Annotated in this window: 14 protein-coding genes; 4 read left to right on the plus strand and 10 right to left on the minus strand. The window is 65.6% G+C overall.

What is annotated here, in order from left to right; all coding sequences use genetic code 11:
- Nucleotides 1–7 precede the first annotated feature (7 nt).
- From I6F12_RS34040 to ggt, 5 genes are all read right to left on the minus strand, one after another.
- The gene (locus I6F12_RS34040; protein ID WP_036024769.1) at nucleotides 8–472 is read right to left on the minus strand and encodes an FKBP-type peptidyl-prolyl cis-trans isomerase; all 465 of its coding nucleotides are present in this window, start codon (nucleotides 470–472) and stop codon (nucleotides 8–10) included.
- A gap of 62 nt (nucleotides 473–534) precedes the next feature.
- Nucleotides 535–2,826: a xanthine dehydrogenase family protein molybdopterin-binding subunit gene (locus tag I6F12_RS34045; protein WP_225158255.1), complete on the minus strand. Its 2,292-nt coding sequence runs from the start codon at nucleotides 2,824–2,826 to the stop codon at nucleotides 535–537.
- Between the two features lie 2 nt (nucleotides 2,827–2,828).
- The gene (locus I6F12_RS34050; protein WP_225158256.1) at nucleotides 2,829–3,845 is read right to left on the minus strand and encodes a xanthine dehydrogenase family protein subunit M; all 1,017 of its coding nucleotides are present in this window, start codon (nucleotides 3,843–3,845) and stop codon (nucleotides 2,829–2,831) included.
- A 4-nt stretch (nucleotides 3,846–3,849) separates the two neighbouring features.
- On the minus strand, nucleotides 3,850–4,464 hold the full coding sequence (locus I6F12_RS34055) for a (2Fe-2S)-binding protein (protein WP_225158257.1): 615 nt from the start codon (nucleotides 4,462–4,464) through the stop codon (nucleotides 3,850–3,852).
- A gap of 167 nt (nucleotides 4,465–4,631) precedes the next feature.
- Nucleotides 4,632–6,218, minus strand: a complete 1,587-nt coding sequence (gene ggt, locus I6F12_RS34060) for a gamma-glutamyltransferase (RefSeq protein WP_225158258.1) — start codon at nucleotides 6,216–6,218, stop codon at nucleotides 4,632–4,634.
- Between the two features lie 196 nt (nucleotides 6,219–6,414).
- Between ggt and I6F12_RS34065 the strand changes: the two genes are divergently transcribed.
- Nucleotides 6,415–7,182, plus strand: a complete 768-nt coding sequence (locus I6F12_RS34065) for a rhodanese-related sulfurtransferase (protein WP_225158259.1) — start codon at nucleotides 6,415–6,417, stop codon at nucleotides 7,180–7,182.
- Nucleotides 7,172–7,390 carry a SlyX family protein gene (locus tag I6F12_RS34070; RefSeq protein ID WP_036024763.1) on the plus strand — a complete coding sequence of 73 codons (219 nt, stop codon included), beginning with the start codon at nucleotides 7,172–7,174 and terminating at the stop codon, nucleotides 7,388–7,390. The genes I6F12_RS34065 and I6F12_RS34070 overlap by 11 nt, the downstream gene beginning before the upstream one ends.
- 6 nt (nucleotides 7,391–7,396) lie before the next feature.
- Here the strand turns inward: I6F12_RS34070 and I6F12_RS34075 are convergent, their stop codons facing one another.
- Complete coding sequence (locus tag I6F12_RS34075; RefSeq protein WP_225158260.1) at nucleotides 7,397–9,298, minus strand: diguanylate cyclase; 1,902 nt, start codon at nucleotides 9,296–9,298, stop codon at nucleotides 7,397–7,399.
- 175 nt (nucleotides 9,299–9,473) lie between these two features.
- A complete protein-coding gene (locus I6F12_RS34080; RefSeq protein ID WP_036013926.1) occupies nucleotides 9,474–9,689 on the minus strand; it encodes a hypothetical protein in 216 nt (71 codons plus the stop codon).
- A 106-nt stretch (nucleotides 9,690–9,795) separates the two neighbouring features.
- On the opposite strand from I6F12_RS34080, the gene hemE reads away from it, so the two are divergent.
- Entirely contained in the window at nucleotides 9,796–10,830 is a 1,035-nt protein-coding gene (gene hemE / locus I6F12_RS34085; protein WP_074448117.1) for a uroporphyrinogen decarboxylase, read from the plus strand.
- Nucleotides 10,831–11,094: 264 nt separating this feature from the next.
- Here the strand turns inward: hemE and hemC are convergent, their stop codons facing one another.
- From hemC to I6F12_RS34100, 3 genes are read right to left on the minus strand one after another with little or no spacing between them, the layout of a single operon-like run.
- Entirely contained in the window at nucleotides 11,095–12,075 is a 981-nt protein-coding gene (hemC, locus tag I6F12_RS34090; protein WP_036024752.1) for a hydroxymethylbilane synthase, read from the minus strand.
- Nucleotides 12,076–12,100: 25 nt separating this feature from the next.
- Entirely contained in the window at nucleotides 12,101–13,726 is a 1,626-nt protein-coding gene (locus tag I6F12_RS34095; RefSeq protein ID WP_225158261.1) for a choline dehydrogenase, read from the minus strand.
- Between the two features lie 53 nt (nucleotides 13,727–13,779).
- Entirely contained in the window at nucleotides 13,780–14,370 is a 591-nt protein-coding gene (locus tag I6F12_RS34100) for a TetR/AcrR family transcriptional regulator (protein WP_225147046.1), read from the minus strand.
- 101 nt (nucleotides 14,371–14,471) lie between these two features.
- On the opposite strand from I6F12_RS34100, the gene I6F12_RS34105 reads away from it, so the two are divergent.
- Nucleotides 14,472–14,837, plus strand: coding sequence for a nuclear transport factor 2 family protein (locus I6F12_RS34105; protein ID WP_225158262.1), 366 nt, complete (start codon nucleotides 14,472–14,474; stop codon nucleotides 14,835–14,837).
- The last annotated feature ends 8 nt before the right edge of the window (nucleotides 14,838–14,845 follow it).

A 14,845-nucleotide genomic window follows, 5' to 3' on the forward strand; every position in this document is an offset into this window, starting at 1 on the left:
ACGTCAGTCACTTCACCGCGAGCAATTCCACGTCGAACATCAGCGTCGCATTCGGCGGTATCACGCCGCCGGCGCCGCGGGCGCCGTAGCCGAGCTGCGGCGGGATGATCAGCGTGCGCTTGCCGCCGACCTTCATCGAGGCAACGCCCTCGTCCCAGCCGGCGATGACGCGGCCCTTGCCGATCGGAAACTCGAACGGCTCCTTGCGATCGACGGAGCTGTCGAATTTCTTGCCCTTCTGGCCGTTCTCATAGAGCCAGCCGGTGTAGTGCATCACGCAGATCTGGCCGGGCTGCGGCGAGGCGCCGGTGCCGACGGTGGAGTCGATGATCTGCAAGCCTGAAGCTGTGGTCATGGTCTTTCCTGCGGTCTGGGCCGAGGCCGTTGTGGAAACGAAATGCGACACGTTGGCGATCACGGTGATCGCGAGTGCCGACATCAGGGCGAGGAGCGCGCGCTGGAAACGCTGCATAAAACACCTTCCGTTTGAGGCGAGAGGTGTCTAACCCAAGGCGGTCGCCGTTTCCACCCCCTTTAGAGCTCGATATCTTCGAGCCGAACCGGCAGCCTGCGGATACGCTGTCCCGTGGCATGGTAGACAGCATTGCAGATCGCAGCATTGGTGCCGACATTGCCAAGCTCACCGAGGCCCTTCACGCCGACGGGGTTGATGCGATCATCCTCCTCGGACAGCATGATCACCTCGACACCGGGCACATCGGCATTCACGGGCACGAGGTAATCGGCAAGATTGTCGTTGACGTAGCGCGCATTGCGCTCGTCGATCTCGGTGGCCTCGAGCAGCGCCGAGGACATGCCCCAGATCAGGCCGCCCATGAGCTGGCTGCGCGCGGTGCGCGGATTCATGATCCTGCCCGCCGCGAACGCGCCGATCAGGCGGGGGCAGCGGATCTCGTGCGTGAAGCGATTGACGCGGACCTCGACGAACTCGGCGCCGAAGGCATAGGCGATCTGGTCCTTCATTTGATGGCCGCCGATCAGCCGGACCTGCCCGCTGTGCATGGCGCGGAAGGAGTCCATCGGCGCGCCCTCCGGCTTCCACTCGCCATATTCTTCGACCACGCCGACGCCGAGCGCATCGAACGCCTTCTCGATGTCGAGCGAGCGATCGCCCTTGGCCGCCTGGGTCGAGGGAGCCGGGCTGATGCCGACGGTCTCCTTGGCCTTGTCGGCAAGGCTGTCGCTGGGCATCAGCGCCTTGAACAACCGCTGTCGGATCTGATCGCACACCATCATCACGGCCGAGCAGGTGCTGGCGGTGGAATTGGAGCCGCCGGCAACCGGCGCAGGCGGCAGGTCGCTGTCGCCCATGAAGACCGCCACCTTCTCAAGGGGCACGCCGAGCCGCTCGGCAGCCGTCTGGGCGATGACGGTGTAGGCGCCGGTCCCGATCTCATGGCCAGCGATCTCGACGCGCGTGCGGCCGTCGCGCTGCAGGCGCACGCGCGCGGCGGACGGTCCCGCCAGCGTCGGATAGCACGTGGCGGCGCAGCCGTAGCCGATCAACCAGTCGCCATCCGACATCGATTTCGGCTGTGGCGAGCGCTGCGACCAGCCGAACGCCTTGGCGGCTTCGTCGAAGCACGCCATGAGCGATCGCGACGTGTAGGGCTTGCCATCGATGGGATCCCTGGTGGCGTCGTTGATGCGGCGAAGCTCCACCGGATCCATGTTCAGCTTCACGGCGAGCTCGTCCAGCGCGCTCTCCAGCGCGAACAGGTACGGCACCTCGGGGGGCGAGCGCATGAAGCCCGGCGTGTTGCGATCGGCACGCACGATCGAGACCAGACTATCCACGTTCGGGCAGGCATAGAGGCGGGTCGTGGTCTTGGTGCCGCCGACGCAATAGGCGTCGGGGCGCGAGGAGACTTCGGCCCCCTCATGCCTCAAGGCGACCAGCCTGCCGTCGCGGCTCGCACCAAGCTTGATCTCGTGACGGGTCTCGGCTCGATGAGTGGTAATGGTGAAGCCCTGGTCGCGGGTCGGGACCAGCTTGATCGGACGGTTCAGGCGCCTGGCCATGGCGGCGATGATGGCGGTGCGCGGTGTCATCGAACCTCGCGAGCCGAATCCGCCGCCGACATAGGGATTGACCACGCGCACCTTGTCGGCGTCGATGCCGAGCTGCTCGGCCACGCCGTGCTTCAGGCCATGGACATACTGGCTGCCCTCGTAGATGACGAGATTGTCGCCCATCCAGGTGCAGCTGGTCGTGAACAGCTCCAGCGGATTGTGATGCTGCGTCGGCGTCTCGTAGGAGGCGGTCAGCTTGACCTCGGCCGCGTCGAACGCCTTGGCGAAATCCCCGACCTTCGGGTCTTCCTTGAACTGCGAGTTTTGTCCTTTCGCGGCGGCCGTCGTCGTCCCCGGCGAATCGAAAGTCGCGGTGGGCGCAGCAGCGCTATAGCTGACCTTGACGCGGTTGGCCGCTTCGCGCGCGGCCTCGTAACTCTCCGCCACCACCACGGCGATGATCTGGCCGTCATGGGCGATCTCGGCCGATTTCAACGGCTGGATCGTGGTGCCGGCATAGCCGCCATTGCTGTACAGTTTCGACTCCTTCAGCTTCGGGGCGTTCTCGTGCGTGACGATGTCGATCACGCCGCGGACGCGCTTGGCATCGTCGAGGTCGAAGCGGTCGATGCGGCCCTTGGCGATGGCGCTGGTGACCAGGAACGCGTAGGCTGGATTGTCCAGCGGCATGTCCGAGGCATAGGTCGCCCGCCCCGTCACCTTGGCGGCCGCATCATAGCGCGGCACGGGCTGCCCCATATTCGTCCTTGGCCCGGGAGCTGCAGCGGTCATGGTCAGATCTCCATCGTTACGGCCTGCTGGAGCGCGCGTGCCACGATACGCTTGCCGAGCGCAATCTTGAAGCTGTTGTGCCGGCGCCCGCGGGCGTCTGCGAAAGCTGCATCGGCGACGCGCTGTGCCAGAGCTTCGTCGAACCTCTGTCCCTTCAACAGCGCCTCGGCCTCACGCGCCCGCCACGGCACGGTGGCGACGCCGCCAAGCGCGACGCGCGCGTCGCGGATCGTGCCGTCCTGGACGTCGAGCGCGATGGCGGCTGACGACAGCGCGAATTCGTAGGATTGCCGGTCGCGGGCCTTCAGATACACGGAGCGTGGCCAGCGGCCGGAGATCGAGAACGCCGAGATCAGCTCGCCGGGCTGAAGCGCAGTCTCGATGTCGGGCGTGCTGCCTGGTGCCCTGTGAAGCTGCGCGAACGGCATGCTGCGCGTACCGGCCTTGCCGGTGATCTCGATCATGGCATCGAGCGCGATCAGCGCCTGCGCGAAATCGCCAGGATACGTCGCGATGCACTGATCGGAGGTCCCGAGCACCGCATGAATGCGATTGACGCCGTCCATTGCGGCACAGCCGGAGCCTGGATTGCGCTTGTTGCAGTTCTCATAGGAGACATCGCGGAAGTAGTTGCAGCGCGTCCGCTGCATCACGTTGCCGCCGAGCGTTGCCATGTTGCGCAGCTGGGCGCTCGCGGCGAGCTTCAGCGAATCCGCGATCACGGGATAGCTGCGCTGGATCTCGGCGTGCGCGGCGACGTCGGACATCTTGGCGAGCGCGCCGAGGCGCAAGCCGTCGCCGCTTGGCGCGATCGCAGACCAGGCGCGGGCCAGAGGACTGATATCGACGATTGCGGTGGGCCGCATCACGTCGAGCTTCATCAGATCGATCAGCGTGGTGCCCCCGGCAAGCGGCTGCGCCGCCGCCTTCGTCAGCGGATCGTTGGCGGCCGCGGCGGTGCCGAGCGCCTGCACGGCCATGTCGGGGTCTGATGCCCTTTGATACGAAAACGGTCGCATGCGCCTAGCCTTTCATGATCTCGGGCGCGGCCTGCTTCACGGCAGCGACGATATTGGGATAGGCGGCACAGCGGCAGATGTTGCCGCTCATGTATTCGCGGATGTCGGCCTCGCTGCCGGCATGGCCCTCCTTCACGCACGCGATCGCCGACATGATCTGACCGGGCGTGCAATAGCCGCACTGGAACGCATCGTTATCGATGAAGGCCTGCTGCATCGGATGCAGGCGGTCGTCGGTGGCGAGGCCCTCGATCGTCGTGATCTCCTGGTCCTCGGCGGCGAGTGCCAGCGTCAGGCACGATAGCACACGGCGATCGTCGATCAGCACCGTGCAGGCGCCGCACTGGCCGTGGTCGCAGCCCTTCTTGCTGCCGGTGAGCTTGAGATGTTCGCGTAAGGCATCGAGCACCGTGGTGCGCGCATCGATGGTCAGGCGCTTGTCCTTGCCGTTGACGCGCAGCGTGACCTCGACGGGAAGCGACGGATCCTGCGCGGCCGGCGCCCGGGCATCCTCCGACGCCGCGCGCGCCGTGATCGGGATCAGCGCGCTGCCCGCCGCGCCGGTCATGAAGGCGCGCCGGTCGAATCCGGATGATCTGGAACCTGGTTTGTCGGGCATGGCAGGCCTCCGCCGCTGATCTGCAAAGCAGCGCACGCCTGCACCGCTCATCGCCCCTTAACCTGGAGCAATGGGCGCAGTTCCGGATGAGAGAAGGGCGGCGCAGCAAATGCCGCGCCGCCCTTCGTCAACTTTTCCTGATCTCGCGTGGGGAACTGCGCCGGCGATCAATAACCCAGCGCGCAGCCGTCCTTGCGCGGATCGGAGCCGCCGGTGAGCGTGCCCTTGTCCCAATCGATCCAGATCGCCTGGGCACCGCCGAGCGGGCCGACCACGCTGGTGGTCTTGTGGCCGAGCTTCTTCAGGCCCTCGACGACGGCCGCCGGCACGCTGTCCTCGAGCTGATACTGTCCCTCGTAGTGCAGGCCGCGCGGCATGTCGATCGCCTCCTGCACGTCGCAGCCGTAGTCGAGGATGTTGGTCAGGAGATGAGTCTGGCCCGTCGGCTGGTACTGGCCGCCCATGACCGCGAACGACATCGTGGAACGGCCGCCCTTGGTGAGCAGGCCCGGCATGATCGTGTGCAGCGGGCGCTTGCCGCCTTCGATGCAATTGGGATGGCCCGGCTGGATGCGGAAGCCGCCGGCGCGATTCTGGAACAGGACACCGGTCTTGTTCGAGACAATCGCCGAGCCGAAGGAATGCGCAACCGAATTGATGAACGAGCAGACGTTGCGGTCCTTGTCCACGACCGTGATGTAGATGGTCGAGGGATTCATCGGCGGCGCGACGTTCGGCAGGTCGAGCATGCCGTCCAGGCGGATCTTGCTGATGTACTCGTCGGCAAAGCCCTTCTCGAGCATCTCGGCGACGTTGATCTTCATGTGCTCGGGAGAGGCGACATGCATCTCGCGGTTCATGTAGGCGATGCGTGCCGCTTCCGCTTCGAGATGGAAGCGCTCGACGCTCACGGGCGCGTACTTGGTCAGATCGAACCGCGACAGGATGTTGAGCATCAACAGCGCGGTGACGCCCGGGCCGTTCGGCGGGCACTGCCAGACGTCATAGCCCTTGTACATGGTGCCGATCGGCGTGGTCACTTCGGTCGTGTGCGCGGCGAAATCGTCGAGCGTGTGCAGGCCGCCGATGCCCCTGAGGGTCTCGACCATGTCCTCCGCGATCTCGCCCTTGTAGAACGCGTCGCGGCCGTCCTTGGCGATCGCGCGCAGCGTCTTGCCGAGCTCGGCCTGGCGAATGACGTCGCCGGCGACCGGCGGCTGGCCGCCCGGCAACAAATAGCGCACGGTGTTGGTACCGTTCTTCAACTTCTCGAACTGGTTCTTCCAGTCGAAGGCGATGCGGGGCGCGACGACATAGCCTTCCTCGGCCGCCTTGATCGCGGGCTGGAGCAGCCGGTCGAAACCGAACTTGCCGTGATCGCGCAAGACGGTCGCGAAGGCATCGATCACGCCAGGGATCGAGACCGCATGCGCCGAGGTGAGCGGCACGGAATTGATCTTGCGTTCGAGATACCAGTCGGCATTCGCCGCCTTTGGCGCGCGGCCGGAGCCGTTATAGGCGACGATCTTGCCCTCGCCCCGCGGCTGGATCAGCGCAAAGCAATCACCGCCGATGCCGGTCGATTGCGGCTCGATCACGCCGAGCAGGGCCGAGCCGGCAACCGCCGCGTCCACCGCGGTGCCGCCCTCGCGCAGCACCTCGATCGCGGCGAGCGAGGCCTGCGGATGCGAGGTCGCCACCATCGCGTTGGTGGCGTGGACCGTGGACCTGCCGGGGAAATGGAAGTTTCTCATCGAATGTCTTGCTCTCTTGGCCGTCGGCGCGGTTGGCGCGCCATCTCGAAAACCGCGTCTACATGGCACATTCCCGCCCCGCGGGGCAATGCTGGCATACCAGGAAAATGGCTGCTATCCGCTGGGCGTATGGACCTTTTGCAGGCTCTTGCGATGCGGGTTTTCCGGGCGCGAGCCGCCTGCTAAACGAGCGGCCATGACGTCCAGCAATACGCCTTACAAGGTCTGCGCCTTCTATCAATTCGTCGCCCTCCCGGATTACCGCGAGCTGCGCGAGCCGCTGCGCGCCTGCTGCGCCGGCCTTGGGCTGAAGGGCAGCGTGTTGCTGGCGCAGGAGGGCATCAACGGCACGGTCGCCGGCGCACCGGAGGCGATCGAGGCCTTCGCTCACGAGCTCGCACGCGGCGACATGTTCGGCGGCAGGCTCGACAATCTCGAATTGAAATTCTCCGCCGCGGAGGCGATGCCGTTCGGACGGCTGAAGGTGCGGCTGAAGAAGGAGATCGTCACCCTGGGCGATGCGGCCGCCGATCCGACGCGTCAGGTCGGCACCTATGTCGATCCGCACGAATGGAACGCGCTGATTGCAGCACCCGATACCCTCGTGCTCGACACCCGCAACGCCTTCGAGGTCGCGATGGGCACGTTCGAGGGCGCGCTCGATCCCGGCATCAAGAGCTTCGGCCAGTTCAAGGACTTTGCCGCCGAGCGGCTCGATCCGGCACGGCACCGCAGGATCGCGATGTTCTGCACCGGCGGCATCCGCTGCGAGAAGGCGAGCGCGCATCTGCTCGCGCGCGGCTTTGGCGAGGTCTATCACCTCAAGGGCGGCATCCTGAGATATCTGGAAGAGGTGCCGGAGGCGGAGAGCCGCTGGCGCGGCGAATGCTTCGTGTTCGACGAGCGCGTGGCGCTCGGCCACGGCTTGCGCGAGCGAAACAAGGACGTAACGCGTGACGAATGAGATCAAGACGCTGAGCGAGCGCATCGACACGCTGGAGACGCGCCTCGCCTATCAGGACGATACGATCGAGACGTTGAACCAGACCATCACCGCGCAGTGGAAGCAGATCGACAGGCTGACGCGGCAGATCACCGAGCTCAATGCTCGGCTGCAGGACGCCGAGGCAAATGCGCCAGGGCCTGCCAACGAGCCTCCGCCGCATTATTGAACGGTGTTACTGGCCGGACGCCTTGGGCAGCAGATCCATGACCTCGCCGGACATTACCAGGCGGTTGCGGCCTGCGGCCTTGGCGGCATAGAGCGCCCGGTCGGCAGCTTCGACCAGCGCAGCGACCCCCGCGGTTCGTTCGAACGCCGGCCGGCAGGCTGCGCCGCCAAGCGAAGCGGTGACGCATCCAGCCGCCTCATTGCTGCCATGCGCGAGGCCGGCCTCGTGAATGGCGTTGCGGATCCGTTCGCCGATCCGGGCGCAGCCGGCGGCATCGATGTTCGGCAGCAGCATGGCGAATTCCTCACCGCCGTAACGCGCCGCCAGATCGCCGGCGCGCTGCGCTTCGGCCGCGATGATCTTGGCGATCAGGCGCAGGCAGGCATCGCCCGCGGGATGGCCATATTCGTCGTTGTAGGCCTTGAAGTGGTCGACATCAATCATCAGCAAAGCAAGGCTGGAGCGGTCGCGATAGGCACGCGCCCATTCCTCCTTCAGGCGCTCGTCGAAGCGGCGGCGATTGGCAAGGCCGGTGAGGCTGTCCTCGATCGCAAGCGTCTCGAGCCTGGTTTCCAGCCTCTTGTGCTCGGTGATGTCGCGGGAGATCGCGACCACGCCATCGACCTGGCCATTGTCCTTGCGCGTCACCCGCATGGTCGATTCGAGCCAGATCTCGCCGTTCTGCCGATGCGAGTTGCGGTAGGTGAGACGCGCCTCCTCCTTCTCACCGCGCTTCATCGCGTCGACGATCGCCTGGACTTCCGGCAGGTCCTCCGGATTGATACCCGCGAGGGCCGGCGAACCGACCAGTTGATTGGGACGCCAGCCGACGATGCGGACCGACGAGGGCGAGACATAACGCAGTCGCTCATCGAGGCCGATCCGCGTCACCATGTCGCTGGAGCCTTCGGCGAGCAGGCGGAAATGCGCCTCCGTCTCGGTCAGCGCGACAGCCATGCGCTGGCCGCGCTGCAACTGCCGCACCAGCACGCCGCCGATGACTGCGATCAGCATCACCAGCGCGAACACGTAGAGCATGCGGGAGATCGCCGCCGCGCGCCACGGCGCGAGCAGCTCGTCCTTGTCGACGGTGGCGAGCAGGAGGAGCGGGAACCGACCGCTGCGATTGAAGAAGCTGACGCGTTCGACACCGTCCAGCGACGAGGTGAAATGATGGGCGCCGCTCGGCCGTTGCAGGCTCGGCTCGCGGAACAACGGCTTGTCGGCGACGCTGCGCCCGACGAATGTCTCGTTGCTGGGATTGCGCGCGACGATCAGTCCGTCGCCATGCGCCAGTGACACGGAGCTGTTGCGGCCGATCTCGAACTGCTTGTAGAAGTGCGACAGATAGTTCGAGCTGATGGTCGCGAGCACCACGCCGCCGAAGCTGCCGTCCTGCTTGCTGAAGCGGCGTGACAGGGTGACGACCCATTCGCCGTCCAGCAGGCTCTTCACGGGACGGCCGACATGGGCCTCGCGCTTCGGCGAGAGCTGGTGATGTCGGAAGAAGGCATCGTCGCTGAAGGTCGTGCCGATCGTACCGGGTGAGGTCAGCCAGTTGCCCTGATCGTCGATGATGGCGAGGCTGTGAATGCGCGCGATCGCCTTCTTGCGCACATCCAGCAAGGTGCGCAGCTTCGCGATCGTGACCGGTGCGGTGCCGTCCATCTCCAACCGGCTGACCACGCCGACGACACCAGAATCCAGGAGATCGAGGCTGTCTTCGGCATGCTGGGTCAGCGAACGGGCCACGTTCGCCATCTCCATCTCGGCGGCCTTGAGCACCGCATCGCGTGCCGTCCATTCACGCCAACCGCTGACGCCGAGGATCGTCGCGCAGGTCAGCGCCACGAAGGCCGCCGCGCGCAGCGGCAGGCGGCTCCATCCGGCTCGTTGGGTAGCGCTCATGTGGCAGGGTTCTCCGATCGTTCGGAAAACCTCTGCCGCTTCTGTTATTTAATTCTGAAATCGCTACCGGACTACGCGGCGGTTTCCGCCCTTTCCAGTAGTCTTACGGACGCGGCGATCGGTGCATCGCTAACAAGACATTAGCGGGCCGATCGGAATCCGGCGCCCGCCGCCGCTAGCTGAAGATGGCCTTGACCTTGGCCCAGAGCGAAGGATGCTCGGCATCGGCGTCGGCCTTCGAGGGCGTCGGCTGCGCCACGCTCACGGGGTCGGACGCTGGGAACGTGTCCCTCAGCCCGTCGTCGAGCTTGGACTGCCGATCGGCAGCGAGCGCCTCGCGCAGGTCCTCGGCGTGCTTGTCGTGCGGCGCGGGATTGAATGTCTCAGCCATGATCTCCTCCATTGCCTGGTCAACGCGGCCCGATCATCCAGGTTCCCCTGTTCCGCTGCGGGCCGCGGCGGTGTATCAGGAGGCACAACCTGCTTCAGGACCATTCGTGCCCCAGTCTTCGACGAAACCCTTCATCGACGTCCTCTCCGGCCAGCACCAAGCTGTCCCGCCCATGTGGATGATGCGCCAGGCCGGGCGCTACCTGCCGGAATATCGCGAGGTGCGCGCCAAGGCGGGCGGCTTCCTCGATCTCTGCTTCAACCCGGAGCTTGCCGCCGAGGTGACGCTGCAGCCGATCCGAAGGTTCGGTTTCGATGCGGCGATCATCTTCTCCGACATCCTGGTGATTCCCTATGCGCTCGGACGTTCGGTGCGGTTCGAGGTCGGCGAGGGCCCGCGGCTCGAGCCGCTGGACGATCCGGCCAAGGTGGCGACGCTGGCGCCGCACGCAGATTTCGGCAAGCTCGAGCCGGTGTTCGACGCGTTGAAGATCGTGCGCGGCGCGCTCGATCCCAGGACCGCGCTGATCGGCTTCTGCGGCGCACCGTGGACGGTGGCGACCTACATGGTCGCAGGCCACGGCACGCCGGACCAGGCGCCGGCCCGGATGATGGCCTACCGGCATCCGGAAGCCTTCTCGCAGATCATCGACGTCCTGGTCGACAACTCGATTCAGTATCTGCTGGCACAGCTCGACGCCGGGGCCGACGCGTTGCAGATCTTCGACACCTGGGCCGGCGTGCTGCCGCCGACCGAGTTCGCGCGCTGGTCGGTCGAGCCGACGCGGCGCATCGTCGAGGGCGTAAGGGCCAAAGTGCCGGACGCGAAGATCATCGGCTTCCCGCGCGGTGCGGGCGCGCAACTGCCCGGCTATGTCGAAGCGACCGGCGTCAATGCCGTCAGCATCGACTGGACCGCGGAGCCCGCCTTCATCCGCGAGCGGGTGCAGAGCAAGGTCGCGGTGCAGGGCAACCTCGATCCACTGGTGCTGATCACGGGCGGCGCCGCGCTCGATGGCGCGGTCGACAACGTGCTGGCCAATTTTGCTGCCGGGCGGCTGATCTTCAACCTCGGCCACGGCATCCAGCCGGAGACGCCGATCGCCCATGTCGAGCAGATGATCCGGCGCGTGCGGGGGTGAGGGCCGTCTATCCACGTCGTCATGGCCGGGCTTGTCCCGGCCATGCACGCCTTGCCATGCGACGCGAAGAACGTGGATGCCCGGGACAAGCCCGGGCATGACGAGCCGTTGTGATCGGGTCTTGCAAAAAGTGCGAAAAACAACCCCATGCACAGTAGGCAAGTCGTTGAAAATATTAGGCGGGCATGACTCGCCCGTGCGTTTTGACTTGTCGGGCAAAACAGGTGCAAAATGACATCATCAGAGATCGTGATTTCGGCATGCTTACCGCGGCCGGCTGCGCTCGATGATCTCCGCCGCACCCTTCGTCAGCAGGTCCAATCCCACCGCGCGGCCGAGCTCGCGCGGACGGTTGGCCGGCCCCGTATGCGAGGCTTCGATGATGGTGTTGCCGGAGAGATCGAGCACCGAGGCGGTGAGCGACATCCGATCGCCCGTGATGGTCGAGAAGCCCGCTACCGGTGAATTGCAGTGGCCGTTGAGCACCCACAGCACCTCGCGCTCGGCGTCGGCGGAGGCGTGCGCAGCGGAGTCGTCGATCGACGACAGGATCTGCCGCGTCTGCCAATCCTGCGCGGCGCATTCGACCGCGACGATGCCCTGCCCTGCCGCCGGCAACATCTCCACTGCTGTGAATTCGTAGGCGATGCGGTGGGACAGGCCGACGCGATCGAGGCCCGAGCGCGCCATGATCAGCGCATCGGCGGGCCCCACAGCGCCGCCATCCGGCAGGCGCTGTTTCTCGCCATTGTCGAGCTTGCGCACGCGCGTGTCGGCGGCGCCACGGAAGTGGATCACCTCGACATCAGGGAACAGCCGCCGCGCATAGGCTGCACGGCGCACCGCGTTGGTGCCGATCTTGAAACCCTTGCCGCGGGACTGCCGCAGCGCCTCCAGCGTCACATCCTCGCGCAGCACCAGCGCATCACCAGGCGGATCGCGCGACAGCGTGGCACCGATGACGAGACCCGGCGTGTCCTCGTTACCAGGCATGTCCTTTAACGAATGCATCGCCGCCTGGAGCTCACCCGACAGCACGGCGGCGCGGATCTGCGCCACGAAGGCGCCGCCTTTGCCGCCATGCGGCAGCAGCTTGCTGGTCTGGTCGAGATCGCCCGTGGTATCGAATTTCACGATCTCGACGTCGAGACCGGGCACCGCGGCGGTCAGGCGGCGCGCAATCTCTTCCGTCTGTGCCAGCGCCATGGCGCTCTTGCGTGTGCCGATCTTCAGTCGCGTAGCCAAGTCCGGATCCTTTCAAAGCGCGAAACTAACGCGCATCCTCCAATATCATGTCGGAGGCCTTTTCGGCGATCATGATGATTGGCGCATTGGTGTTCCCTGACACCAGATCGGGCATGATCGAGCCGTCGACGACACGCAAGGCTTCGAGTCCCCTCACCTTCAGCCGCTGATCGACCACCGCGAGCGCGTCATTGCCCATACGACAGGTCGAGGTCGGATGATAGATGGTGCTGCCGCGTTCGCGGCAGTAATCCAGGATCTCGGCATCCGAAGATACTTTCGCGCCGGGGTCGTACTCGCTGACCACGAACGGTTTCAGCGCCGGAGCGTTCAGGATCTTGCGCAAGATCTTGATGCCCTCGACGTTGGTGGTGCGATCGGTCTCGGTCGACATGTAGTTGATGCGGATTTCCGGCGGCACGGCCGGGTCGGCACTCTTGATGCGGAGGGAACCGCGACTTTCAGGACGGAGCTGGCAAACCGAAGCGGTGAAGCCGGAGAAATCGTGCAGCTTCTCGCCCATCTTGTCGGTCGAGAACGGCAGGAAATGAACCTGGATGTCGGGCGAGGCGAGGCGCGGACTGGTCTTGAAGAAGGCGCCCGCCGTGCCGGCTGCGATCGTCAGCCATCCCTTGCGAAACAGCGCATAGCGTGCGCCGGCCATGGTGCGGCGAAGCGGATGATTGATGGTGTCATTGAGCGTGATCTTCTGCGAGCAGCGCATGACGATGCGGACCTGCATGTGATCCTGCAGATCATGCCCCACGCCGGCAGCATCGAGCACCACCTCGATGCCATGCTTGCGCAGGAGATCGCCGGGCCCGACGCCGGAGAGCTGAAGCAGCTGCGGCGAGTTGTAGGCGCCGCTCGACACGACGACTTCCCGCCGCGCGCGGGCGCGGCGCAAGGTGGCGCCTTGCCGGTATTCGACGCCTGCGGCTCGGCGCCCTTCGAACAGGATGCGCTGAGCGTGGGCGGAGGTCTCGATCTTCAGATTGCTGCGCGCCTTCGCGGGACCGAGATAGGCCACCGACGTCGAGGCGCGCCGGCCGTTGCGCGTCGTGGTCTGAAACAGGCCGACGCCTTCTTGGGTCGCGCCGTTGAAATCAGGATTGTAGGGCAGACCGCTCTCGACGGCAGCGTCGATGAAGGCCTTCGACAGCGGATCGGTCACGATCATGTTGGACACCGGCAGCGGCCCGCCCGTGCCGTGATACTGGTCGGCGCCGCGCGACTGGTTCTCGGCCTTCTTGAAATAGGGCAGCACGTCGTCATAGCCCCAGCCGGTGTTGCCGAGCTGGCGCCAGCGGTCGTAGTCCTCGTGCTGGCCGCGGACATAGAGCAGGCCGTTGATCGAGCTCGATCCGCCCAGCGTCTTGCCGCGCGGCTGGAACACCTGGCGACCCTTCAGCTCCGGCTCCGGCTCGGTCTGGTACATCCAGTTGACGCTCTTCTCCTTGAACAGCTTGCCGTAGCCGAGCGGGACGTGGATCCAGATGTTGGAATCCTTCGGGCCGGCCTCGAGCAGCAGCACGCTGTGCTTGCCGTTCGCCGAGAGCCTGTTGGCGAGCACGCAGCCGGCGGAGCCGGCGCCGACGATGATGTAGTCGAATTCGGGATCGGTGGGTGCGAGAGAGGAAGTTGCGTTCATGCGCTACTATTCTTCTTGTTGGCGTGGGCGTTTCCGGTTCGTCACTACCACAATCATGCGGGCAGACGCAGCGCTTCCACCAGCGACTTGAACGCACGGGCATATTCCGCGCCCGCCCTTGCGATATCGGCGCGTCCGGCGCAGGCGACTGCGGCCTCCGTCACCGCGCCGAGCAGGAGGCGCGCCAGCGGCTCGACCGGCTGACGCGCGATCAGGCCGACCTCCATCGCGGCGGAGAGCGCGCGCGGCATCTTGCCGCCAAAGTGCTGCGCGTCGATCTCGCGCCAGCGCTCCCAGCCGAGCACGGCGGGGCCGTCACGCAGAATGATCTGGCCGGTCGGCCCCTTCGCGGTCGCGGCAAAGTAATGCTGGGTGCCGGCGACCATGGCGGCGAGCACGTCCTTCTCGGCGCGTGCCGTGCGGTCGATCTCGGCAACGAGGTCGCGCGACACCTGGTCGAACACAGCCTCGAACACCGCCTCCTTGGTCTTGAAGTGATGATAGACCGCGCCCTTGGCGACCGAAGCGCCTTCGGCAATGTCGTCCATAGTGGTCGCGGCAAAGCCTTGCGTCCCGAACAGGCGCCGCGCCGCCGTCAGGATCGCCTCCGATGTCGCCGCCCGCCGCTCCGCCTGTTTGGCCATAAGCTCTCGTCTAGTCGAATTCGCGAGAGCCGGCCAGTTGACTTTTCGACTATCGGTCGGTAATTACCGACTATCAGTCGGTTTTAAATTGTGAGGTCGCCATGCCGAGCCGTGAGATCGTCGAAGCCTTTGCGAAGCGGTTGGAGGATGGCGACTTCGTCGGCGCGATCCTCGACTACTACACTCCTGATACCGCGACCTATGAGAACCTCGCCGCGCCCGTGGTCGGGCGCGACAAGCTCGCGGACAAGGAGCGCGGCGTGCTGGCGGCGTTCAAGACGGTCACTGCCGTGCGCCTCGGCCCGAGCCTGATCGATGGCGACGTCGTCGCCAGCCGCTGGAAATTCTCCTTCACGGGCGCCGACGGCGCGACGCGGACACTGGAGGAGATCGCGTGGCAGACCTGGCGCGGCAATGAGATCATCGAGGAGCGCTTCTTCTACGATCCGAAGCAACTCGGCCGCTGAGCAGGAAT

This window comes from Bradyrhizobium sp. IC4059 (assembly GCF_020193615.1).
Classification (GTDB): domain Bacteria; phylum Pseudomonadota; class Alphaproteobacteria; order Rhizobiales; family Xanthobacteraceae; genus Bradyrhizobium; species Bradyrhizobium yuanmingense.

What these genes read in the sequence shown, in the direction of transcription:
- I6F12_RS34050 (WP_225158256.1), bottom strand. Translation starts at nt 3,845, where the DNA reads ATGCGACCGTTTTCGTATCAAAGGGCATCAGACCCCGACATGGCCGTG.
- ggt (WP_225158258.1), bottom strand. Translation starts at nt 6,218, where the DNA reads ATGAGAAACTTCCATTTCCCCGGCAGGTCCACGGTCCACGCCACCAAC.
- I6F12_RS34045 (WP_225158255.1), bottom strand. Translation starts at nt 2,826, where the DNA reads ATGACCGCTGCAGCTCCCGGGCCAAGGACGAATATGGGGCAGCCCGTG.
- I6F12_RS34055 (WP_225158257.1), bottom strand. Translation starts at nt 4,464, where the DNA reads ATGCCCGACAAACCAGGTTCCAGATCATCCGGATTCGACCGGCGCGCC.
- I6F12_RS34100 (WP_225147046.1), bottom strand. Translation starts at nt 14,370, where the DNA reads ATGGCCAAACAGGCGGAGCGGCGGGCGGCGACATCGGAGGCGATCCTG.
- I6F12_RS34075 (WP_225158260.1), bottom strand. Translation starts at nt 9,298, where the DNA reads ATGAGCGCTACCCAACGAGCCGGATGGAGCCGCCTGCCGCTGCGCGCG.
- I6F12_RS34080 (WP_036013926.1), bottom strand. Translation starts at nt 9,689, where the DNA reads ATGGCTGAGACATTCAATCCCGCGCCGCACGACAAGCACGCCGAGGAC.
- I6F12_RS34040 (WP_036024769.1), bottom strand. Translation starts at nt 472, where the DNA reads ATGCAGCGTTTCCAGCGCGCGCTCCTCGCCCTGATGTCGGCACTCGCG.
- I6F12_RS34105 (WP_225158262.1), top strand. Translation starts at nt 14,472, where the DNA reads ATGCCGAGCCGTGAGATCGTCGAAGCCTTTGCGAAGCGGTTGGAGGAT.
- I6F12_RS34095 (WP_225158261.1), bottom strand. Translation starts at nt 13,726, where the DNA reads ATGAACGCAACTTCCTCTCTCGCACCCACCGATCCCGAATTCGACTAC.
- I6F12_RS34065 (WP_225158259.1), top strand. Translation starts at nt 6,415, where the DNA reads ATGACGTCCAGCAATACGCCTTACAAGGTCTGCGCCTTCTATCAATTC.